The 21541-nt window shown below is 72.3% G+C and carries 21 protein-coding genes and 1 tRNA gene; 19 read left to right on the top strand and 3 right to left on the bottom strand.

Going from position 1 to position 21541, the window contains the following annotated elements:
- Window positions 1-281: 281 nt before the first annotated feature.
- The 12 genes from D9753_RS38925 (at window position 282) to D9753_RS04970 (ending at window position 11439) form a co-directional block, all read left to right on the top strand.
- Window positions 282-2879 (top strand): ATP-binding protein, encoded by a 2598-nt coding sequence (locus D9753_RS38925; protein WP_240468048.1) that lies wholly within the window; start codon window positions 282-284, stop codon window positions 2877-2879.
- 77 nt (window positions 2880-2956) lie between these two features.
- Window positions 2957-3391, top strand: coding sequence for a roadblock/LC7 domain-containing protein (locus D9753_RS05020; protein ID WP_121785903.1), 435 nt, complete (start codon window positions 2957-2959; stop codon window positions 3389-3391).
- A 2-nt stretch (window positions 3392-3393) separates the two neighbouring features.
- Window positions 3394-3765 (top strand): DUF742 domain-containing protein, encoded by a 372-nt coding sequence (locus D9753_RS05015; RefSeq protein WP_121785902.1) that lies wholly within the window; start codon window positions 3394-3396, stop codon window positions 3763-3765.
- Entirely contained in the window at window positions 3743-4342 is a 600-nt protein-coding gene (locus D9753_RS05010; RefSeq protein ID WP_121785901.1) for a GTP-binding protein, read from the top strand. Before D9753_RS05015 ends, D9753_RS05010 begins: the two co-directional genes overlap by 23 nt.
- A gap of 61 nt (window positions 4343-4403) precedes the next feature.
- A complete protein-coding gene (locus D9753_RS05005) occupies window positions 4404-4979 on the top strand; it encodes a GAF domain-containing protein (protein ID WP_121785900.1) in 576 nt (191 codons plus the stop codon).
- Window positions 4980-5152: 173 nt separating this feature from the next.
- On the top strand, window positions 5153-6181 hold the full coding sequence (gene tdh / locus D9753_RS05000; protein ID WP_121785899.1) for an L-threonine 3-dehydrogenase: 1029 nt from the start codon (window positions 5153-5155) through the stop codon (window positions 6179-6181).
- Window positions 6182-6231: 50 nt separating this feature from the next.
- The gene (locus D9753_RS04995) at window positions 6232-7425 is read left to right on the top strand and encodes a glycine C-acetyltransferase (RefSeq protein ID WP_121785898.1); all 1194 of its coding nucleotides are present in this window, start codon (window positions 6232-6234) and stop codon (window positions 7423-7425) included.
- A gap of 31 nt (window positions 7426-7456) precedes the next feature.
- A complete protein-coding gene (locus tag D9753_RS04990; RefSeq protein ID WP_121785897.1) occupies window positions 7457-8359 on the top strand; it encodes a LysR family transcriptional regulator in 903 nt (300 codons plus the stop codon).
- A gap of 46 nt (window positions 8360-8405) precedes the next feature.
- Entirely contained in the window at window positions 8406-8972 is a 567-nt protein-coding gene (locus tag D9753_RS04985) for a helix-turn-helix domain-containing protein (RefSeq protein WP_121785896.1), read from the top strand.
- Window positions 8969-9490 (top strand): GNAT family N-acetyltransferase, encoded by a 522-nt coding sequence (locus D9753_RS04980; protein ID WP_121785895.1) that lies wholly within the window; start codon window positions 8969-8971, stop codon window positions 9488-9490. Before D9753_RS04985 ends, D9753_RS04980 begins: the two co-directional genes overlap by 4 nt.
- Window positions 9491-9520: 30 nt before the next feature.
- Entirely contained in the window at window positions 9521-9877 is a 357-nt protein-coding gene (locus D9753_RS04975; RefSeq protein WP_163010624.1) for an MmcQ/YjbR family DNA-binding protein, read from the top strand.
- A gap of 272 nt (window positions 9878-10149) precedes the next feature.
- A complete protein-coding gene (locus D9753_RS04970) occupies window positions 10150-11439 on the top strand; it encodes an MFS transporter (RefSeq protein WP_121785893.1) in 1290 nt (429 codons plus the stop codon).
- 45 nt (window positions 11440-11484) lie between these two features.
- On the opposite strand, the gene D9753_RS04965 is transcribed toward D9753_RS04970, so the two are convergent.
- Both D9753_RS04965 and D9753_RS04960 read right to left on the bottom strand, forming a co-directional pair.
- Window positions 11485-12414: a transketolase family protein gene (locus D9753_RS04965; RefSeq protein ID WP_121785892.1), complete on the bottom strand. Its 930-nt coding sequence runs from the start codon at window positions 12412-12414 to the stop codon at window positions 11485-11487.
- Window positions 12415-12459: 45 nt separating this feature from the next.
- Window positions 12460-13167 carry a thiamine pyrophosphate-dependent enzyme gene (locus tag D9753_RS04960; RefSeq protein WP_121785891.1) on the bottom strand — a complete coding sequence of 236 codons (708 nt, stop codon included), beginning with the start codon at window positions 13165-13167 and terminating at the stop codon, window positions 12460-12462.
- A gap of 125 nt (window positions 13168-13292) precedes the next feature.
- Between D9753_RS04960 and D9753_RS04955 the strand changes: the two genes are divergently transcribed.
- From D9753_RS04955 to D9753_RS04940, 4 genes are all read left to right on the top strand, one after another.
- Window positions 13293-13366, top strand: a tRNA-Pro gene (locus D9753_RS04955).
- Window positions 13367-13603: 237 nt separating this feature from the next.
- A complete protein-coding gene (locus D9753_RS04950; protein WP_121785890.1) occupies window positions 13604-14227 on the top strand; it encodes a ScbR family autoregulator-binding transcription factor in 624 nt (207 codons plus the stop codon).
- Complete coding sequence (locus D9753_RS04945) at window positions 14224-15093, top strand: NAD(P)H-binding protein (RefSeq protein WP_121785889.1); 870 nt, start codon at window positions 14224-14226, stop codon at window positions 15091-15093. The genes D9753_RS04950 and D9753_RS04945 overlap by 4 nt, the downstream gene beginning before the upstream one ends.
- Before the next feature lie 102 nt (window positions 15094-15195).
- A complete protein-coding gene (locus tag D9753_RS04940; RefSeq protein WP_121785888.1) occupies window positions 15196-15963 on the top strand; it encodes an SDR family NAD(P)-dependent oxidoreductase in 768 nt (255 codons plus the stop codon).
- Here D9753_RS04940 and D9753_RS04935 read toward each other — a convergent pair.
- Window positions 15929-17125: an IS701 family transposase gene (locus D9753_RS04935; protein WP_121785887.1), complete on the bottom strand. Its 1197-nt coding sequence runs from the start codon at window positions 17123-17125 to the stop codon at window positions 15929-15931. The two genes, D9753_RS04940 and D9753_RS04935, sit on opposite strands and share 35 nt — an antisense overlap.
- Window positions 17126-17454: 329 nt before the next feature.
- Between D9753_RS04935 and D9753_RS04930 the strand changes: the two genes are divergently transcribed.
- The 3 genes from D9753_RS04930 (at window position 17455) to D9753_RS04920 (ending at window position 21325) form a co-directional block, all read left to right on the top strand.
- Entirely contained in the window at window positions 17455-18696 is a 1242-nt protein-coding gene (locus D9753_RS04930) for an MFS transporter (RefSeq protein WP_121785886.1), read from the top strand.
- A 649-nt stretch (window positions 18697-19345) separates the two neighbouring features.
- Window positions 19346-19804, top strand: coding sequence for a winged helix-turn-helix transcriptional regulator (locus D9753_RS04925; RefSeq protein ID WP_121785885.1), 459 nt, complete (start codon window positions 19346-19348; stop codon window positions 19802-19804).
- Window positions 19805-20224: 420 nt separating this feature from the next.
- The gene (locus D9753_RS04920) at window positions 20225-21325 is read left to right on the top strand and encodes a ParB/RepB/Spo0J family partition protein (protein ID WP_240468047.1); all 1101 of its coding nucleotides are present in this window, start codon (window positions 20225-20227) and stop codon (window positions 21323-21325) included.
- Window positions 21326-21541: the final 216 nt, after the last annotated feature.

Genomic DNA, 21541 nt, shown 5'->3' with positions numbered 1-21541 from the left:
CGACAGCTTTTGAGCAGCTCTTTTCGTCTACCTCCGAAACGGTCGTAGTCGTTCCGTCGGGTTATCGGTCCTGCGTACGACGCTTAATACCAGAGCGGGACGCTCGTCGGGGGACTTTGTCAACTGCCCACCACTCATGATGCTGGGGCAACTACTGTGAGTGTCCGTCGGGCGACGCACGGCCGGATTCCCCGGTCCCGCCGCCGACGGCGCGATGACGCATGCCCGCAGTGCGCACCGCAGGACACTCCCAGGCCCGACGGACCAGTACGAGGACGCAGATGTCTCACCTCCGAGCACCGGCCACCCGTGCCGAGCGCCGCGAGGGCGGCCGGCACGGGCGGCCGGTCGCCCGACCCGCTCCCGCACTGCCCGAGACGCACATACGGCCGCAGCTCATGCGGCTCGCCGTCCTGCCGCCCCTCGCCGTCGCCCTCGGCGCCACCGCCGCCGTCCTCTTCAGCATCCGCTCGACCGGCGTGCGCACCGGCCCCACCCTGTGGGCCGTGCTCGCCGGAGCGGTCACCGTGGCCGTCGCCGGCATCCTCATCGCCGCCGTGGCCGCCGACCGCGCCGCCCGCTCGGTCGCCGACCGCGTCGACGCCCTGCGCCGCACCGCCGCGTTCGGCGAGGCCGACCTGCACGACCTGGTCGACGCCCTGCGCCAGGGGGAGACCCCGCCCCGGCGCGGCCCGCGCCGCCGGCCGCCCGCGGACGCCGACGACTTCGAACTGCTCGCCGCCGACCTGGCCCGCGCGCACGACGGCGCCGTCACCGCCGTCGTGCGCGCCGCCCAGCTCTCCAGCCAGGCGGGCAGCGAGCAGAAACTCGAGGTCTTCGTCAACCTCGCGCGCCGGCTCCAGTCCCTCGTGCACCGCGAGATCTCGATCCTCGACGACCTCGAGAACGAGATCGAGGACCCGGACCTGCTCAAAGGCCTGTTCCACGTCGACCACCTGGCCACCCGCATCCGGCGGCACGCGGAGAACCTCGCCGTCCTCGGCGGCGCGGTCTCCCGGCGGCAGTGGAGCAACCCGGTCGACATGACGGAGGTGCTGCGCTCCGCCATCGCCGAGGTCGAGCAGTACTCCCGGGTGAAACTGGTGCCCCCGATCGACGGCGAACTGCGCGGCCACGCCGTCGCCGACGTCATCCACCTGCTCGCCGAACTCATCGAGAACGCCACCGTGTTCTCGGCTCCGCACACCCAGGTGCTGCTGCGCGCCGACCTCGTCACGGCCGGGCTCGCCGTGGAGGTCGAGGACCGCGGGCTCGGCATGCCCGTCACCGAGCAGAACCGGATGAACGCCCTGCTCGCCGACCCCGACCAGGTCAACGTCGCCAGCCTGCTGGCCGACGGCCGCATCGGCCTCTACGTCGTCTCCCAACTCGCCCGCAGGCACGGCATCCACGTCCGGCTGCAGTCCAACATCTACGGCGGTGTGCAGGCCGTCCTCGTCGTCCCGCAGGCGCTGCTCGGCGGCGCACCGGCCGCGCCGGGCGCGGACGCCGCTCCGCCGCCACAGCCGCAGTCGCCCGCGCAGACACCGGGAGGCGGGCCGGGCGCCGGCATCCCCGAACACGGCGGTGCCGGGCGCGTGGGCACAGCGCTGACGGGTGCCGCGGACCTTCCCGTCGCCGGGGACGCGACCGGAGCCGGAGCCATGGCCGGGGCAGGGGCAGGGAGTCCGCCCGTCGCGGGAAGCCCGGCCATGCCGGGAAGCCCGGCCGCGCCGGGAAGCGGGGCCGGGCCGGACCGTGACGCCAGGAGCGGCTCCGCCGTCGCGGGCGCGCCCGAGGCCGGGGCGGGTGCCGGGCAGGCCCCGGCCACCGGCCGGCGACGGCATGCCCAGCGCGGGCCCGGACGGCACGGCGCGGAGAGCGGAGCCGGGCGGTCCGGCGCCGACAGCGACTACGGATTGCCCGGTGCCGACAGCGGCTCCGGGGGGCGTACGGCCGAGGGCGCCGGACACCGAGCGCAGGGCGGTGTCCCGGCACCGCTTCCCGTGCGCGGCGCCCGGGAGACGCGGCTCACCCCCGCCGCGGCCCTGCCCGGTGTCAGCGCCGCGGACCGGCCGGTCGTGGAGGCGCATGCCGGCATCCTGCCCACCCCGCGCACCGACGCCGTACGCGGCACCATGGGCAAGCCCCAACTACCGCGCCGTCGTGCCCAGGAGCACCTCGTGCCCCAACTGCGCGGCGGCCCCGCGCCCCGCCAGGGCACCGACACCGTCGTCGGCCACGACCCCGGCCTGATGGCCGCTTTCCAACGCGGAATCGGACTCGCCGAGGCCCGGCAACACCTGGAGGCGACGTACGGGGATCCGGCGTACGGGGAACAGGCTCATGGGGAGCAGGCTCATGGGGAACCGGCGTACGAGGACTCGGCGTGCGGGGAATCGGCGCGTGTGGACTCGACGTACGGGGACCTGGGGTACGAGGACCCGGCCTCCGGGGAAACCCCGGCCGCCACGGAGCCTTCAGACATGGGTTCGCCCCACATGGGTCCCAGCCACATGGGTTCCCCGCACACGGACGCCGGCCCCATGGATGCCGAGCACATGCCGGTCGGTCACCTCCAGGCCCCCGCGCCGCAAGCCACCCAGCCCACACGCGCGCGTCCCGCCCTCCCCGGCCCGCACCACCCGGATCCACTTCACACGGACCCCCACGACACGGGCCCGGAACACCAGACCCCGGCACCCACGGCGTCAGGGCACACGGCGTCAGGGCACACGGCGTCAGACCACACGGCGTCGGAACACATGGCGTCAGGACACACGGCTCCGGCCCCCACACCCCAGCCGCATCCCCACCTGCCCGGGGCCGGCGGCAGTCGCGGTGCCGGCCGGAGCGAGGGGAGCGCGCCGGCCGTATGACCACCCCCGCACGCGTACGCCGCGCCCCCGCCCCCAGCGCGCCCCCACACCTTCGTACCGCAAGGAGTCGATCCACCATGGCGAGCGAAGCGCCGACCGTCCACGCATCCGACCTCGACTGGCTGCTGAGCGGCCTCGTGCAGCGCGTCCCGCACACCAGCAGCGCGGTGCTCCTGTCCTGCGACGGACTGGTCAAGTCCGTGCACGGCCTGGACCACGACAGCGCCGACCACATGGCGGCCCTGGCCTCCGGCCTGTACTCCCTCGGCCGCAGCGCGGGCGTCCGGTTCGCCGACGGCGGCGACGTCCGGCAGGTCGTCGTCGAACTCGACTCCACGCTGCTGTTCGTCACCACCGCCGGCTCCGGCACCTGCCTCGCCGTGCTCGCCGGCCGCGAGGCCGACGCGGCGGTGCTCGGCTACGAGATGGCGATGCTGGTCAAGAGCGTCCGCCCCTACCTGGTGACCGCGCCCCGGCAGCACACCGTCGAACCCACGGTGACGAGGCCTTGAGCGTGACCGCGGCCGGTGACGGGCCCTGGCTGGACGCCGCGGCCGGACGCCTGGTGCGGCCGTTCACGGTCAGCGACGGCCGTACCAGACCCAGCGTCGCCCTCGACCTGATGTCGCAGGTGATGGCCACGGGCGTCACCCCCCTGGGCTACCTCGGGCCGGAACACGCGCAGGCCCTCGACCTGTGCCGCGCGCCGGTCTCGGTCGCCGAGCTGGCCGCCCAGCTCCGACTGCCCGCCGTGGTGACCAAGGTGCTCCTCTCGGACCTGCTCGACTCCGGGGCGCTGACCACCAAGCCGCCCGCGTACCACCACACTCCCACTGACCGGTCTCTGCTGGAGGCAGTGCTCGATGGACTACGACGACAGCTCTGACCCGTTCCCCACCGCGCTCAAGATCCTCGTCGCGGGCGGGTTCGGGGTCGGCAAGACGACCTTCGTGGGCGCGGTCAGCGAGATCGCGCCACTCAGCACGGAGGAGCTGCTCACCACGGTCAGCGTCGGCACGGACAGTCTCGACGGCATCGAGAACAAGATGGAGACCACCGTCGCCATGGACTTCGGCCGGATCACCCTCGATCCGCAGCACGTGCTGTACCTGTTCGGCACCCCGGGGCAGGAGCGGTTCTGGTTCATGTGGGACGAGCTGTCCGAGGGCGCGCTCGGCGCGGTCGTCCTGGCCGACACCCGGCGACTCGAGGACTGCTTCGCCGCCGTGGACTTCTTCGAGGAACGCGGGCTCGCCTTCGTCGTCGCCGTCAACGAGTTCGACGGCTCCTACCGTTACGACGCCGATGAGGTGCGCTCCGCCATCGACCTCGACCCGCAGGTGCCGGTGATCCGCTGCGACGCCCGGATCTCCAGCTCCGGCGTCCAGACCCTGCTCACCCTCGTACGCCATCTTCTCGCCCACGCCCCGGCGACCGCGCCCACCTACGGCGGCCACAGGTGATCCCGCCCTCCCACCTACGGAGCCCCCACATGAGGTACGCCCACAGCGACGGAGCCCGGCCATGAGCTACGAGCCGCCCCGGCCGGTCCGGGGCCTGCTGCTCACCCCCGAGGACAAGGAGGCCCCCGCCCGCGTCCACCGGCTGCGGCGGCTCGGTCTGGCGGACCGGCCCGATCCCTTGCTCGACGCCTTCGCCGGGCACCTCGCCCAGCTCACCGGCGCGCCGTACGCCATGGTGAACTTCGTCGGCGAGGACCACCAGTTCTTCGCGGGCCTGAGCGCCCCCGCCACCGCCCCGGTCGTGAGGGAGGACGGCAGCAGGGCCCGTATCGGCCGGGTGCTGCCGCGCGACCATGGGTTCTGCCCCCATGTGGTGGTACGCCATAAGGCGCTGGTCCTGGAGGACGTCCGCGACTATCCCCGGTTCGCGGGCAACCCGGTCGTCGACGCGTACGGCATCCGCTCGTATCTCGGCGCCCCGCTCATCGACAGCTCCGGTATGGCGCTCGGCACTGTGTGCGCCGCCGACATGGCGCCCCGCGCCTGGGGCAGGCCGGGCCTGGAGACCATCAAGGGGCTGGCCGCCGATCTCGTCGTACGCCTCGAACGGAGCGCGGCGGACGGCCTGCCCCTCTGATGCGAAGGGCAGTGTGCGGGGCCTGAAGGAAAGCTGAGGCGGCGGTTAAGAAAAGCTCGATGGACCCCGGCCCTCGCATACGGCAGATTGCAGGGTGATTTCACCCCTCTGACCCGGTGCCGGGCTGCTTCGGCGTGCCCGCGGGCCGGGCCTCAACCACAGGAGCCGTAGCGTTGAAGGCGCTGGTCAAGGAGAAGGCGGAGCCGGGACTCCGGCTGACGGACGTCCCGGAGCCCGTCATCGGCCCCGGTGACGTACTGATCAAGGTCATGCGGACCGGTATCTGCGGCACCGACCTGCACATCCGGGCGTGGGACGGCTGGGCGCAGCAGGCGATCCGCACGCCGCTCGTGATCGGACACGAGTTCGTCGGACAGGTCGTCGAGACCGGGCGCGACGTGGCCGACATCCGCATCGGCGACCGGGTCAGCGGCGAGGGCCACCTGGTGTGCGGCAAGTGCCGCAACTGCCTGGCCGGCCGCCGCCACCTGTGCCGGGCCACCGTCGGTCTCGGCGTCGGCCGCGACGGCGCGTTCGCCGAGTACGTCGCTCTGCCCGCGTCCAACGTCTGGGTGCACCGCGTGCCCGTCGACCTCGACGTCGCCGCGATCTTCGACCCGTTCGGCAACGCCGTGCACACCGCGCTGTCCTTCCCGCTGGTCGGCGAGGATGTCCTGATCACCGGCGCCGGCCCGATCGGCCTGATGGCCGCCGCGGTGGCCCGGCACGCGGGTGCCCGCAACGTCGTCATCACCGACGTCAGCGAGGAGCGCCTGGAGCTGGCCCGCAAGATCGGCGTCAGCCTCGCCCTGAACGTCGCCGAGACTTCGATCGCCGACGGGCAGCGGGAGCTGGGGCTGCGCGAGGGCTTCGATGTCGGCCTGGAGATGTCCGGCCGTCCCGAGGCCATGCGGGACATGATCGCCAACATGACGCACGGCGGCCGGATCGCCATGCTCGGCCTGCCCGCACAGGAGTTCCCGGTCGACTGGGCGCGGATCGTCACCTCGATGATCACCATCAAGGGTATCTACGGCCGGGAGATGTTCGAGACCTGGTACGCGATGTCGGTGCTGCTGGAGGGCGGCCTGGACCTCGCCCCCGTGATCACCGGCCGGTACGGATACCGCGACTTCGAGGCGGCCTTCGCCGACGCCGCCGGCGGCAAGGGCGGCAAGGTCGTCCTCGACTGGACCGCGTAGCCCGTACAGGACACGACTCCCCTTCTCCGTCAGCGCCTTCAGGAGCACCCATGTTCGACACCGTCCGCGACGACCTGCGCGCCACCCTCGACGAGATCCGCGCCGCCGGTCTGCACAAGCCCGAGCGGGTCATCGGCACCCCGCAGTCCGCGACCGTCGGCGTCACCGCCGGCGGCCGTCCCGGCGAGGTCCTCAACTTCTGCGCCAACAACTACCTCGGCCTGGCCGACCACCCCGAGGTGATCGCCGCCGCCCACGAGGCCCTGGACCGCTGGGGCTACGGCATGGCCTCCGTCCGCTTCATCTGCGGCACCCAGGAGGTGCACAAGGAACTGGAGGCCCGGCTGTCGGCGTTCCTCGGCCAGGAGGACACGATCCTGTACTCCTCCTGCTTCGACGCCAACGGCGGTGTCTTCGAGACCCTGCTCGGCGAGGACGACGCGGTGATCTCCGACGCCCTCAACCACGCCTCCATCATCGACGGCATCCGCCTGTCGAAGGCCCGCCGCTTCCGCTACGCCAACCGCGACCTCGCGGACCTGGAGACCAAGCTCAAGGAGGCGTCCGACGCCCGGCGCCGCCTGATCGTCACCGACGGCGTCTTCTCCATGGACGGCTACGTGGCCCCGCTGCGCGAGATCTGCGACCTCGCCGACCGCTACGACGCCATGGTCATGGTCGACGACTCGCACGCCGTCGGTTTCGTCGGCCCGTCCGGCCGCGGCACCCCCGAGCTGCACGGCGTCATGGACCGCGTCGACATCATCACCGGCACCCTCGGCAAGGCCCTCGGCGGCGCCTCCGGCGGTTACGTCGCCGCCCGCGCCGAGATCGTCGCCCTGCTGCGCCAGCGCTCCCGCCCGTACCTGTTCTCCAACACCCTCGCGCCGGTGATCGCCGCCGCTTCCCTGAAGGTCCTCGACCTGCTGGAGTCGGCCGGCGACCTGCGAGTCCGCCTCGCCGACAACACCGCGCTGTTCCGCCGCCGGATGACCGACGAGGGCTTCGACATCCTCCCCGGCGACCACGCCATCGCCCCCGTCATGATCGGTGACGCGGCGAAGGCGGCCCGCATGGCCGAACTGCTGCTGGAGCGCGGCGTCTACGTGATCGGCTTCTCCTACCCGGTCGTCCCGCAGGGCCAGGCGCGCATCCGCGTCCAGCTCTCCGCCGCGCACTCCACGCAGGACGTCGACCGCGCGGTCGACGCGTTCGTCGCCGCGCGCGCCGAACTGGAGGCCTGACCGGGCCGGACACCCTGGGATAATCAGGGGCATGATCGAGGCACGGCGGCTCCACATCCTCCGTGCGGTGGCCGACCACCGCACGGTCACCGCGGCGGCCGCCGCGCTCTACCTCACGCCCTCGGCCGTCTCCCAGCAACTGACGGCGTTGGAGCAGGAGACCGGGCACCGGCTGGTCGAGCGCGGCGCCAAGGGGGTACGGCTCACCCCGGCCGGTGAGATCCTGCTCAGCCACACCAACGCGGTCCTCGCCCAACTGGAGCGGGCCGAGGCCGAGCTGGCCGCCTACGGATCGGGCGAGGCGGGCACGGTCACCGTGGCGGCGTTCGCGACCGGCATCGCCCAGGTCGTGGCCCCCGCGGTGGCCCGCCTCGCGGCCCTGGCGCCCGGCATACGCATCCGGGTGCAGGACGCGGAGGGCGACGCCAGCCTGCCCATGGTCCTGGACCGGCAGGTCGACGTCGCGGTCGCCGTCGAGTACCGGGGCGCCCCGGCCGCCGGCGACCCCCGCCTGACCCACGTTCCGCTGTACGCCGAGCCGTTCGACGCGGTAGTCCCGCTGGGGCACCGGCTGGCGGACGCCAGCGAGGTTCCCCTCGCCGACCTGGCCAAAGACCCGTGGATCGGCCCCTACCCCGGCAACCCCTGCCACGACGTGGTCGTTCTCGCCTGCGAGAGCGCCGGTTTCCAGCCCCGCCTCGAACACTCCTCCGACGACTTCCGTGCCGTCGTCGCCCTCGCCTCGGCCGACGCCGGCGTGGCGCTCGTACCGCGCTCCGCGCTGCGCGGCATGGATCTCACCCACGTGGTCGTGCGGCCCGTCGACGGCGTCGCCCCGACCCGCAGGGTCTTCGCCGCCGTACGCCGTGGAGCCGAGGGGCACCCGCTGATCCGTCCCGTGCTGGAGGCCCTGGGCGAGGCCGCGCGGGAGTGAGGACTCCGTAACCCGGCCGTCTCATGTCCGGGATAGCGTCCCGGATATGAGAAGCGAGGACACCGTCGATCACCTCATCGGTGCCCGGCTGGCCGAGCTGCGCACCCAACGCGGCTGGACGCTGGGGGAGTTGGCGGAGCGCAGCGGGGTGAGCCGGTCCACCCTGTCCCGCGCCGAACGGGCGGAGACCAGTCCGACCGCCGCCCTTCTGAACCGGCTCTGCCATGTCTACGGCCGCACGATGTCCCAGCTCCTCAGCGAGGTCGAGGCGGAACCGGCCGCGCTGGTGCCGGCCGCGGGCCAGCAGGTGTGGGAGGAGCGCGCCTCCGGGTTCGTCCGCCGGTCCGTGTCGCCCCCGCACGCCGGACTGCGCGGCGAACTGGTCGAGGGCCGGCTGACCGCGGGCGCGGACATCGCCTACGACCGCCCGCCCGTGCCCGGCCTGGAACAGCACGTGTGGCTGCTGGAAGGGGCCCTGGAAGTGACCGTCGACGGCCGGGTCCACCAGCTCGCCGCGGGGGACTGCCTGCGGATGCGCGTCCACGGAGCGACCCGGTTCCGCTGCGCCGGGCCGGACGCGGCGCGGTACGTGCTGGCGGTGGTACGGCCATGAGGGTGGAGCGCTGGGACGGAGCCCGCGTCCGCGACCGGGCCGGCGAACTGGCGGCGCTGCTGGCCGACACCGTGGCCTCCGGCGCCTCCGTGGGTTTTCTCGCGCCCCTCGGCCATGCGGAGGCGGTCGCCTGGTGGCGGGAGCGGGCGGACGCCACGGAAGCGGGCCACTTCGCAGTCTGGGCGGCCGTGGACCCCGCGGACCGGGTGACCGGCACGGTCGGCCTGGCCTTCCCCGGCAAACCGAACAGCCGGCACCGCGCGGAACTCGTCAAACTGATGGTGCACCGCTCCGCGCGCGGGCGGGGACTCGGCCGCCGGCTGCTCACCGCCGCCGAGGACGCCGCCGTGGCCGGCGGGATCACCCTGCTCCACCTCGACACCGAGACCGGCAGCCCCGCCGAGGGGCTGTACCGCTCGGCGGGCTGGACCGTGGCCGGCACGATCCCCGACTACGCGGCCGCTCCGGCGGGCGGGCTGCGGCCGACGACGCTGTACTACAAGCGGCTCGGAGGGTGACTGTCAGTGGCAGGAGCTACGGTGCGTGGCATGCCGGATGCAGAAGACGTACGCCGCATTGCCCTGTCCCTGCCGGAGACCACGGAGAAGACCGCCTGGAACATGCCCACCTTCCGGGTGGCGGGGAAGATGTTCGCGACCCTGCCCGAGGAGGAGACCTCCATCGCCGTGCGCTGCCCCAAGGAGGAGCGCGCCGAACTGGTGCTGGCCGAACCGGAGAAGTTCTGGGTCGCCGGCCATGAGGCGCAGTTCGCCTGGGTGAGAGCGAGACTCGCCGCCCTGGAGGACGAGGACGAGCTGCGGGACATCCTCGCCGACTCCTGGCGCCAGGCCGCCCCGCCCCGACTCCTGGACGCCCACCCCGAGTTGCTCCTGTCCGGGGAGTGAAAACCCCGGTGCGCCCGGCCGGGGCGTGACATGATCCCGCCCGACGGAATCGGGGCCGGGCGGCACCGGCGCGCGGGCGGAGCGTGGGGCGCGGGGCACCGGCGGGACCGTGGGGGTGGACACGGGGGCGGACACGGGGGCGGAGGCGGCGCGGGGGAGCGGCACCGCCGGACCGCACGGCTGGACGGCCGGCCGACGGGGTGCGGAGCGCGGGGTGTGACGGCCGACGACGGGCTACGGAGCGCGGGATGGCTGGGAGGGGAGCGCGGGTGATGACGGGAGCGGACGTGCGACGCGGCAGTGCCGTACGGGATGTGTGCGGCACCCCGGACGGCGGCCCGGCCGTCTGGTCCCGGGACTTCGCCCTGTTCTTCGTCGCCCGGGCCGTCGCCCGCCTCGGCGACACCATGCTGCCCGTGGCCCTCGCCACCGGCCTGCTGGAGCAGGGGTACGGCGCGGGCGCGGTCGGTCTCGCCATGGCAGCCACGACAGCCGCGTTCGCCGGACTGGTCGTCTTCGGCGGGGTCATCGCCGACCGGTTCAGCACCCGGAAACTGATGATCGGCGCCGACCTCGTCCGGCTCGGCACCCAGTCGGTCGCCGCGGTCCTGTTCTTCACCGGGCACGTGGTGCTGTGGCAGCTCTGTGCCATCGGCGTCGTCAACGGCGCGGCCGGTGCCGTCTTCCAGCCGGGCGTGGCCAGTACGGTGCCCCGTCTCGCCGCCGACATCCAGGGCGCGAACGGCGCCATCCGCATCGCCGAATCCGCCGCCCAGCTCGCCGGCCCGGCCGTCGCCGGAGTCCTGGTCGGCATCGCCTCGCCCGGCGGTGTCTTCGCCGCCCACGCCGCCACCTACACGGTCAGCGCCCTGTGCCTGCTGCTGCTCCGGCTGCCCCCGCCGCCCGCGGGCACCCGTGCCGTCACCGGCTCCGGCCTGCGGGCTTTTTGCGCCGAACTCGTCGACGGCTGGCGGGAGTTCCGGTCCCGTGCCTGGCTGTGGGGCGTGATCGCCGTCTGGTGCCTCTACATGATCGCCGTATGGGGTCCGGCCGTCCCGCTGGTGGCCACGGAGGTCGTCCGGCACCACGGTCCGGGCGCCTACGGTCTGGTCAACTCCGCCCTGGGCGGGGGGACGGTGATCGGCGGCCTGATCGCCCTCCGGCTGCGGCCCCGCCGCATGCTCCGGGCGGGCGCCGTCGCCCTGTTCGCCTTCTTCGGCTTCCCCGCGGCCGTCGGGGCGGGCCTCGGCGTACCGGCCATGGCGGCCGGGGCCGCGCTCGCCGGTGCCGGGATGTCGTTCTGGAGTGTCATGTGGGCGACCAGCGTGCAGACCCAGGTCCCGGCCGATGTCCTCAACCGCATCCACGCCTACGACGTGGCCGGTTCGCTCGCCATGATGCCGATCGGCCAGGCCCTCGCCGGCCCCGCGGCCGGAGCGCTGGGCGCCGACCACGTGCTGCTGATCGCCGGCGCGGTGAGCCTGGTGGTGGCGGCGGCCCTGCTCGCGGTCCCGGCGATCCGCGACCTGGTCAGGGCGGACGCGGACGCCCCCGCCCGCTGAGACGACGGCCCGCGGTCCCCGTGCGCGCGGCTTCCGCCCGTGCCGTCACCCGCCGGTGGTCAGGGCGGTGGTGCGGCCGGCGGCCAGGTAGCCGGTGATCCGCCCGCGCAGGGCCGCCGGGTCCAGTCCGTGGGCGGCCACGTGCTCCTCGATCGTCCCGTAGCGGCGCAGTTCGCGACGGCCCACGCCCAGGCCGAGCACCCGGTGCGGGACATCGGACAGCGCCTCGCTCACCGCGGCCGTCGACGTCCCCGCGAGATACGGCTCGACCAGCACGACGTCCGGGCCGGCGGCCGCCGTCGCCCGGCGCAGCCCGGCCACGTCGAAGGGCCGCACGGTCGTCGCGTAGAGCACGGTCACGTCCAGGCCCCGCGTGGCGGCGAGGACGGCGTCCAGCATCGGGCCGACGGCGACGACCACCCCGGAGCGGCCCTCGTGGACCGTGTGGAAGTGCCCCCCGTCGACGGCCCGCCCCTGCCGGTTGGACTGCACGGACAGCCGCACGTACACCTTGTCTTCGCCCGCGGCGACCGCGTGGCGCAGCAGCGTCTCGGCCTCGTCGGGATGCCCGGGGACATGGACGGTCCAGCCGTCCAGCGTGTCGAGGAGGGCCACGTCGCCGGGCGCCATGTGGGTGAAGCCGCCGGCCGGCCAGTCGAACGAGGCGGCCGCACTTACCAGCACCGCCCCCGCGTCCTGGTGTCCCAGATCCAGCTTGACCTGCTCGAACGGCCGCTCCACGAGAAAGCTGGCGAAGGTGTGCACGACGGGCCGCAGCCCGGTGAGCGCCAGCCCCGCCGCCGTCCCGATCAGTAGCTGTTCACGGATGCCGACGTTGATCACCCGGTCGGGGTGGCGGCGCCCGGTCTCCCGGAAGCCGTCGGCACCGATCTCGGCGAGGACGACGGCGACCCGGGGGTCCTCGTCCAGCAGCCGGGAGACGACGGGGGCGAAACGGTCACGCATGGTGTCCATCAGAGGGAACCTTTCCCTAGCGACGAAGAAGGGGGGCTGCGGAAGTCAGGCGTCCTTCGGTTCGACACGGGCCACGACCACGTGCGGCCGGCCGGGATGCGGTGCGGTGAACGCGGCGTACAGGGCGTCGTGGTCGCGTCCGTCGACACTCACCGTGGACCAGCCCGCGGCCTCGAACCGGGCGGCGATCCCGCCGGGCCGCGCATGACTGGCGGAGGAATTGTCGATCACCACGGTGTGCAGCCGGTCCAGTCCGGTGGGCCCGGCGAAGGCGATCGCCTCGTGGTTGCTGCCCTCGTCCAGCTCCGCGTCCCCGATCAGCACCCAGACCGCCGGACCGGGCAGGCCCTGCGCACGCAGGCCCAGGGCGGTACCCACGGCGATCGGCAGCCCGTGCCCCAGCGACCCGCTGCCGATCTCGGCGCCCGGCACCAGCACCCGGTCCGGGTGGTGCCCGAGCGGGGAGTCGTACGACCCGAAGCCGGGCAGCCAGGCGGCGGGGACGAACCCCTTCGCGGCCAGTACGGCGTAGTACGCCATGGGTCCGTGCCCCTTGCTGAGCAGGAAGCGGTCGCGGGCCGGGTCGTCCCGCCGCTCGGGGGTGACCCCGAGCACGCGGTCGTAGAGCACCCACAGCACGTCGAGCGTGGAGGTGGCCGCCGGGCCGTGCTTCTCGTCACCGGTCATCAGCCCCAGCAGGCGGGGCAGGTCGTCGTATCCGTACGTACGGTTGTCGTCCGCTGTGAGCGTCATGCAGATGATCGTGCGACCTCAAGCGGACTTGAGGTCAACAGGGAAAGAGGCGCACGACCACCGATCCGAGTGCGGTATTCTTTCCCTGCGCGTTCGGCCGGGGGAAAGCCCAGGTCAAACAGCATCGGGACGTGGCGCAGCTTGGTAGCGCACTTGACTGGGGGTCAAGGGGTCGCAGGTTCAAATCCTGTCGTCCCGACTCGTGAGAGTCGCAGATCAGGGCCGGTATCGGAGACATCCGAAACCGGCCCTCGTTCGTTTCCGCGGACAGTCGGGAAGCGCGCGACCCGCAAGCGCGGCAAGCGTCGCCCCGGCGGTGCGGCCCACGAGCCGAAGTCGTTGGACACGCCGTCCCCCTCGCCTTGAATGGATGGCCCACTTGTAGCGATGCAGCTAACATAAAGTGCGTTATCTATGTCTGTGAGGACGGTGACGAGTGCCAAGTGTCAAGGCGGAGCGAGCCGCGCGGACGCGACAGAAGATCCTGCTGGCCGCGGCCGAGGTCTTCGACGAGACCGGTTACGAGAAGGCGGCGGTCACCCAGGTCGTGGAGCGGGCGGGGCTCACCCTTGGCGCGCTCTACTTCCACTTCGGTTCGAAGCAGGGGCTGGCCGAGGCACTGATGAACGCCCAGCCGACGACGATAGAGCCTCATCTGGAGTCGACCGGGCTGCAGCGCGTGGTGGACATCACTCTGGTGTGGGCGGACCGCATGAAACGCGACCCGATCCTGCGCGCGGGAGTCCGCCTCGCCGTCGAACAGGGCAGCCACGGCATGAACGACGCCTCCTCCTTCGAGGAGTGGCGGACGCTCATGCGCAGCCACCTCGACGTCGCGCGCGCCGACGGTGAACTGCGTGCGGCCGTCGACCCCGACCAACTGGCCCGTTTCGTCGTCGGCGCCTGCACCGGCATGCAGGTCTACTCCCAGCTCGCCACCCAGCGTGCCGACCTCATGGAACGCGTCCAGGACATGTGGGAGCTGCTGCTGCCCAGCGTCGCCCGCGAGTCGCTGGCCGACGAGATCCAGGTCGACTCCGAGCGCGTCCCCGCCTCATGACCGCTACAGCGACCACGTCCCGGCACATCGTGCTCACCGGAGCCACCGGACAGATCGCCCCGCTGGTGGTCCGGCATCTCGCGGCGCACCACCGCCTCACCCTCACCAGTCGCACGGCCCGCACGACCACGCGGCGTCCCGGCGCCGAGCACGTCGCCTGTGACTACGACGCTCCCGAGAGCCTCGTCGACGCGTTCCGCGGCGCCGACGCCCTCTTCGTCGTGACGAACGATCCCACCCGCCCCGAACACGACCGGAACATTCTGAAGGCGGCTGTCGAGGCCTCGGTGGGGCACATCGTCAAGCTCTCCGCGGCGGCGGTGCACGACCGCGGGGCGCAGGACCTCGTCACCCGGTGGCAGCGCGACAACGAGGAGCGCATCCGGAGAAGCGGCATCCCGTGGACCATGATCCAGCCACGCCTGTTCATGTCACATGCCCTGGCCTGGGCGTCCAGCATCAGAACCGCCGGTGTCACCTACGCGTTGCACCCTCATAGCCGCAACGCGTGCATCGCGCCGGAGGACATCGCCGAGGCGTCCGCCCGCGTCCTCGGCGACGCACAGCACCACTTCCGGTCCTATGAGCTCACCGGTCCGCAGTCGCTCACGGCTCACGAACAGTCCGCGGTCCTGGCCGAACTGCTGGGGCGCCCCCTCGTCTGCCGGGAGCTGTCCCGTGCGGAGGCACACGCGAGCTACTCGCGCCGGTACCCGACGGCGATGGCCGACGCGCTGGTCGCCAGCGCCGAGCGGCAGCTCGCCGGTGCCAAGGCCCGGACCACGGACACGGTCGAGCGCCTCACGGGCAGACCCGCGACCACCTTCGCCGAGTGGGCGGCCCGCCACAGGGACCGCTTCGTCTGAGACGAGTGGGCGCGGCGGACACGGAAGCCGAGCTCGAGGCGACACCGAGACACACGCTCCGTCCCCGGTGGGGGAGGTGCGATTCCCACATCAAGGAGAACCATGCCCGCACAGGGCCTGCTGCACGGCAAGACAGTCATGATCACCGGAGCGAGCAGCGGCATCGGCGCGGCGGCGGCTCGGCTCTTCGCCCAGGAGGAGGCCCGCGTGGTGCTGACCGCCCGCCGTGAGGACCGGCTGCGCGAGGTCGTGGACGAGATCGGCGCGGCAGGCGGGCAGGCCACCGCCGTGGTGGCCGACGTGACCCGGGCCGAGGACATGCGCGCGGCCGTACGGACGGCATTCGAGACGTTCGGCAGCCTCGACGCCGCCTTCAACAACGCGGGATGGACCTCCACCGGAACTCCGATGCACCTCATGCAGGATGAGGAGTACGACCGCATCATGGACGTCAACGCCCGGGGTGTGTGGAACGCGATGCGGGCACAGATCACCGTGATGCTCGAACACGGCGGCGGCTCCATCGTGAACACGTCGAGCGTCGCCGGAGTCCGCGCGACCGGCGCCTCGGCGCCGTACATAGCCGCCAAACACGCCGTCATCGGCCTGAGCCGGGCCGCGGCCGACGAGTACGTGAAGCAGCGTATCCGCGTGAACGCCATCGCCGTCGGCAGCACCCGGACCGAGCTGATGGACCAGGTGCTCTCCGACACCCCTTCGCTCCTCGGGCCCTTCACCGAGCGCGCCATGCAGCAGCGTCTGGCGGACCCCGTCGAGATCGCTCAGACGGCCGCCTGGCTCTGCTCGGACCGCTCCTCGTTCACCACGGGCGCGGTCATCGCGGCCGACGGAGGATGGACCGCCCGGTAGCCGCACCCACCGCGCCGGCCGGGCGGGCGCGGGCGCCGTCTGCGCTCGGGACGGAGGAGGCGCGCACCCGGGAGTAGGTGAAGGCGGCGGACACCAGGGTCGTGTGGTGATGCCAGCCGGGGAACGACCGGCCCTCGAAGTCCTGGAGCCCGAAGTCCCCGCTCAGGGTGTCGACCGCGAGCGTCGCCAGTCGCGGCTGGCGCATCAGCGGCAGCAGGTCGGGCAGCGGTCGGTCGACCAGGTTGGTCAGCCACGTACGTGCCGAGCCGGACGGGCTTCGCTGCGCCAGCAACCGCAGCCGGACCCGTCCCCTGGCGGGGCCGGGAAGGGCCACCGCGAGGCTCAGGACGTGCTGCCGCTCCCCGCCGTCCGCCGCGCGGTCCGCGAGCACCTGCCGGACGGTGCGCGTCGGCGAGCCGGCCGACTGGGACGTCGCGTGCTTGACGTGCACGATGTCGGGGACCTCGACGACGAAGGGCTGCTCGCTCCGGACCAGATGGGCGAGGAAGGCTTCGCGGTCCGGCAGCCAGGACAGTTCGGCCGTGACCGGGACCTGCCGGCCGGGGAACCCCGAGCCGACCCGTTGCAGGACTTCGGCGGCCTGTGACCACAGGGGTCCGCAGACCTCGTCCGGCACCCGCACCTTGGCCCGTAGCGCGGAGTCCGTCGCCCAGTCGTGCGGGATGTACAGATTCCAGTCGACCGGCAGCGGGCCGTGGTCGCCCGTGGCCAGCACGACCATGCCGAGCTGGCAGTTCGACACCCGGCGCAGCCCGGGGTCGTACCTCCTGTGCACTCCGGCGGAGTGCTCGCCGCGCTTGGGGATGAAGGCGGGTGCCAGTGTCCAGGCCCGCACCGCCGGGCTGGTCTGCCTCACCCAGCGAAGCAGGCCCTGGCGTGCCGCCGACCAGTCCCAGGGGCTGGCGTTCACGAACTGGTGCATGGCCTGGGCGGCCGTCGGGGAGTCGCTGACGGATCGCGCCAGCCGCCGTACCGACTTCTTGCCGGGAGTCCGCAGCAGCGCCTCGATGTACCGCTCCGCCCACCTGCGCTGGTCCACCCGCGGCAGGCAGTCGAAGACCGTCTCGGTGAACGCTTGGAGCTGCGACGTCTCACCGCCCTCGGCCGACGTTCTCGGTGCCGGCCCGTGCAGCAGTGTCATCGGTACGGTCCCTCCCGCCGCTGTCCCCGATTCGCGTGCGGACAGCCTCGCCGCCGGCGACGGGGGATTCACCCGGCGGCGAGGCTGAGCCAAGCATAAATAGCGCTATTTATGTATGTCCACGCGAGGGGGGAAGTGATGCGACTTTGGCAAGTCCGGCGGCGCGAATCGCCTCAGAAGCCGTAAGCGGCAGCACGTGCGCGACCCCCGGACGGCAGTGCGCGAGGGCCTCGGTGACACGACCGTCTCCCGATGAGTTGCGAATCGAAACCGGCATGCCCTACCGTTAAAAACAGTTGCGATCTGCTACTGATTGGGATGTGAGTGTGATGGACGCCTGGCGACGGTTGCTGCTCGCGGTGGTGTGCGGTGTCGCGGTGGCGAGTATCTACGCCGCGCAGCCGATTCTGGAGCCGATGGGACACGATCTCGGGCTGTCGCCGGGACTCGCCGGGTGGATCGTCGCGACCGGCCAGTTCGGCTATCTGGCGGGGCTGGTGCTGCTGGTCCCGCTCGGCGACGTGGTCGACAGGCGCCGGCTCATCGCCGTGCACCTGGCGGTCACCGCGGCGGGCATGATTCTGACGGCCTCGGCGTCAGCCGCATGGGTGGCGTTCGCCGGGCTCGCGACGGCCGGGGTGTTCGCGGTCGTGGTGCAGACCACGGTCGCCTATGCCGCGTCGGTCTCACTGCCCGCCGAACGCGGACGGAACATCGGCGTCGTGACCTCGGGCGTCGTCGTCGGGATTCTGGGCGCGCGGGTCGCCACCGGCACGCTCGCCGAGGTGTGGGGCTGGCGGAGCGTCTACGTCGTGCTCGCGGTGCTGTCGCTCGGGCTCGCGGTCCTCGTCCTCGCCGTCCTGCCGTCGGAGGAGCGCCCCAGCCGGCCCGCGGGGTACGGGCGGGCCGTCGCCTCGATCGGCGGACTGTTCGGGCAGCGCCTCTTCCTGACCCGCGGGCTCATCGCGTTCTTCCTGTTCGCCTCGTTCGGAACGCTGTGGAGCGGACTGTCCCTGCCGCTGGCGGCCGACCCGTGGCAGTTGAGCGAGAGTCAGATCGGACTGTTCGGCATCGCCGGTCTCGCCGGCGCGCTGGGTGCGGCACGCGCGGGACGGTGGGCGGACGCGGGACGGGCGGTCCCGGTCACCGGTCTCGCGCTCACCCTGCTGATCGTCTCGTGGGCGGCGGTCGCACGGCTGCCTTCGTCGCTGTGGCTCCTCACGGTCGGGATCGTGCTTCTCGACTTCGCGGTCCAGGTCGTCCACGTGAGCAACCAGCACCTGCTCACCACCGCGCATCCGGATCGCATCAGCAGCGTCATCGGCAGCTACATGGTCTTCTACTCGCTCGGCTCCGCTCTCGGCGCGGCCGCGACCACCGCCGTCTTCAGCGCCCACGGCTGGGCGGGTTCCAGTCTCCTCGGGGCCGCGTTCGCGGCCTGCGCGCTGGCCGTCTGGGCCATCGACAGGCGACCGTCCCCCGGCAGTGCGAACCCCGGATCCCAGGAAGCGGGCGCGCGGCAGGAGCGGGAGCGGGCGCGAGCGGCCGACCGGGCCGGACGCGCCCTGTGAGTGTCTCCCCGGCCGCACTCGTGGCGCCGGGGCCAGGCCTTTCTCCCGGTCGCTCGTCCTGGGCGCGGGTGCGGCACGGAGTCCGGTGATGATCGTCGTACAGCCTCCCGCGGCACGCGCGGGCTCCGTCGATCACGGCCCGCCACTTACGGCTTCTGGGGCGATTCGCACCACTGGACTTGGCCAAGTCGCATCGCGTATGCCCTTCCCGTTACACATACATAGCGTTCTTTATGCTTGGCTGAGTCTCGCCGTCGGGTGAATCCCCCGGCGCCGGCGGCGAGGTCGTCCGCACCTGATCCGGGGGCAGCGGCGGAGGGACAGTACCGATGGCACTGCTGCACGGACCGGCACCAGGACCGTTCGCCGAAGGCGGTGAGGCCATCCGGCTCCGACCGTCCGCCGTCAGGCCGTGGGCGGGGTATGGCGGTCCACCGGGTTCCAGTGACGCACCGGCACCGTTCGCGCCGGGCGCCTCGGCGGGCTCACCGCTCACAGGCTCCGCTTCCTGCGTGCCGCACCCGCGGGCCACCGCCTGGAGCGCGTGTACTCCGACACCGGGCGCTACCTCCTCCCGTCAGTAGCGGATCGCCGCCATTTTGCCCCATGCGGCATAATGGTTTCGATCCGCAACTCATCGGGAGGTGTCATGGCGAGCAACACCACGCGCGCCGCGGACCCTGGCTGGACCGACCCGGACTGCCCCGTCGCCCGAACGCTCGACCTCGTCGGCGACAGGTGGAGTCTCCTCGTCATCCGCGACGCGATGGACGGGGCGCGATCGTTCACCGAGTTCCAGCGACGCACCGGGATCGCCCGCAACATCCTCACCGACCGACTCCGCAAACTCATCGCTCACGGGCTGCTCGCGCAGCGCACCGCGCCCTCGGGCCGCCGCCAGGAATACGTGCTCACCGACACCGGCCGCGACCTCTTCCCGGTCATCCTCACCCTGCGGCAGTGGGGCGAACGCCATGCCTTCGCGCCCGGCGAGACCCACTCCGTCCTTGTCGACCAGCACGGCACCCCTGTGCCGGAGATCGCGCCGACCAGTGCCGGCGGCACCCTGCTCGACAGCGAAACCACCCACGTGCAGAAGACCCGATAGAAAGCGGACCCCTCGGTGCCTTCAGACCCCGGCTCCGCTGCACCCACCGTGCGGGCGGCGGACGCCGTCACGCCACAGGCCGCACACGACTCCAGGCTCGCCGCCACCGGCGACGCCGGGACCGGGGCGAAGGATGCCCGGCAGGGCGCCGCGGCGCCGCCGTGTCTCGCGCCGCCGGTCCTCCGCCGCGGCCCAGGAATCCGCTAGCACCCACCGACCCCACCGCGAGGCCGGGCGCGGCACGCCCTCACGGGCGGGGGCGACGGAATTCCGACCGGCCGACGCCGTGAGACGCCGTCCGTCCGGCGGTCCGTGAAACGTGACCTTGCCGCCGTCTCGACCGACAAGCCGATCGGCCGGCCGTTCCCATGGCCATTCAGAGTGAAAATCGATTGCCGAGATCGAGAGGAAACGGGTTCTGTGTCCGGCCCGCCCTGCGGCGGGAGTGTTCAATTCGCGTGCGTTGTATTAGGGGGACTGGTGATAGGTCATTCGGAGACAACGGCCCGGAATCTCGATGCCGCGACGGGAGGCGAATGCGCCGACGTACACCTGGTGCCGGTCGATTCCGTGGTGCCTGCCGACTCGCCCCGTCTGGGCGGGATAAGCCAGGAGCATGTCGAGGTTCTCGCGCAGCGAGATATCGAGCCGATCCTGGTGCATCGGGACACACGGTATGTGGTCGACGGAATGCATCGCCTCAAGGCCGCCAGGCTTCGCGGAGAGGAGACGATTCCGGTCCGGTATCTGGACGGGCCGGTCAGTGAGATCTTCCTTCGCGCGGTGGAGGCCAACGTCACCCACGGTCTGCCGTTGACGCTCAAGGACAGAAAGGCCGCGGCCGGGCGGATCCTGGCCTCGCACCCGGATCTGTCGGACCGCGCCGTCGCACGCATCACCGGACTCTCACCCAAGACCGTGGGCGCCGTGCGGCGCGCTTCGAGTGAGGACGTTCCTCAGTCGGAGGTCCGGGTCGGGGCGGACGGCCGCTCCCGCCCGCTCGACGCGGCACGACGCCGGGAGGCGGCACGCGCCTTCCTCGCCGAGTGCCCCGGCGCCACCCTCCACCAGATCGCCGCCAGCGCGGGGGTGTCCATCAGCACCGCGTGCGAGATCCGGCAACGGGTGCGGCGCGGCGAGCAGGATCCTGTGCCGACACGGCTGCGTGTCACCCGCAGGCGTCGGGACCGCAACCGGGCGGACGGCACCGGGGCACCGGCCCCCGACCGGTCGGCACGGACCGCTCGGGCGCAGCGCATCGAGACCCTGGCGAAGGACCCGTCACTCAGGTTCACCGAGTCCGGGCGCGCGCTGCTGCGCTGGTTGAACGAACACGCGCCGGACCTGGAGGCGGGCCGGCAGCTTATGGCCGCGGTGCCGCCGCACTGCGCCGTCGCGGTCGCGGACCTGGCCGACTCCTACGCCCGGGAATGGCAGCGGTTCGCCAGCGCCCTGGACGAGGCCGTCGGCGACGGCAAGGGCCCGGAACAATCTCGCCCAAGCCCGGGAACAGCCTCCTGATCGTGCTCAGAAATGCGGACGGGCGGAGTTCCGACTTCTTTTCTTGACGGCGTGATCAGGCCCCTGAATGATGAAATAGCACTCGGCGGAAGGTTCCTTGACCGAGGAAAGGACCCGCTGCGGTGCTTTGTGTCAGCGAGCGTGAAATGCAGGGTCATCAACCGGCTGACCGGCCACGGAACAGAGGTAGCCGAGCTGTTCGACCGAACGCTAAGA

Origin of the sequence: Streptomyces dangxiongensis (assembly GCF_003675325.1) — a bacterium.
Classification (GTDB): domain Bacteria; phylum Actinomycetota; class Actinomycetes; order Streptomycetales; family Streptomycetaceae; genus Streptomyces; species Streptomyces dangxiongensis.
This window is presented reverse-complemented; position numbering and strand designations above follow the sequence as displayed.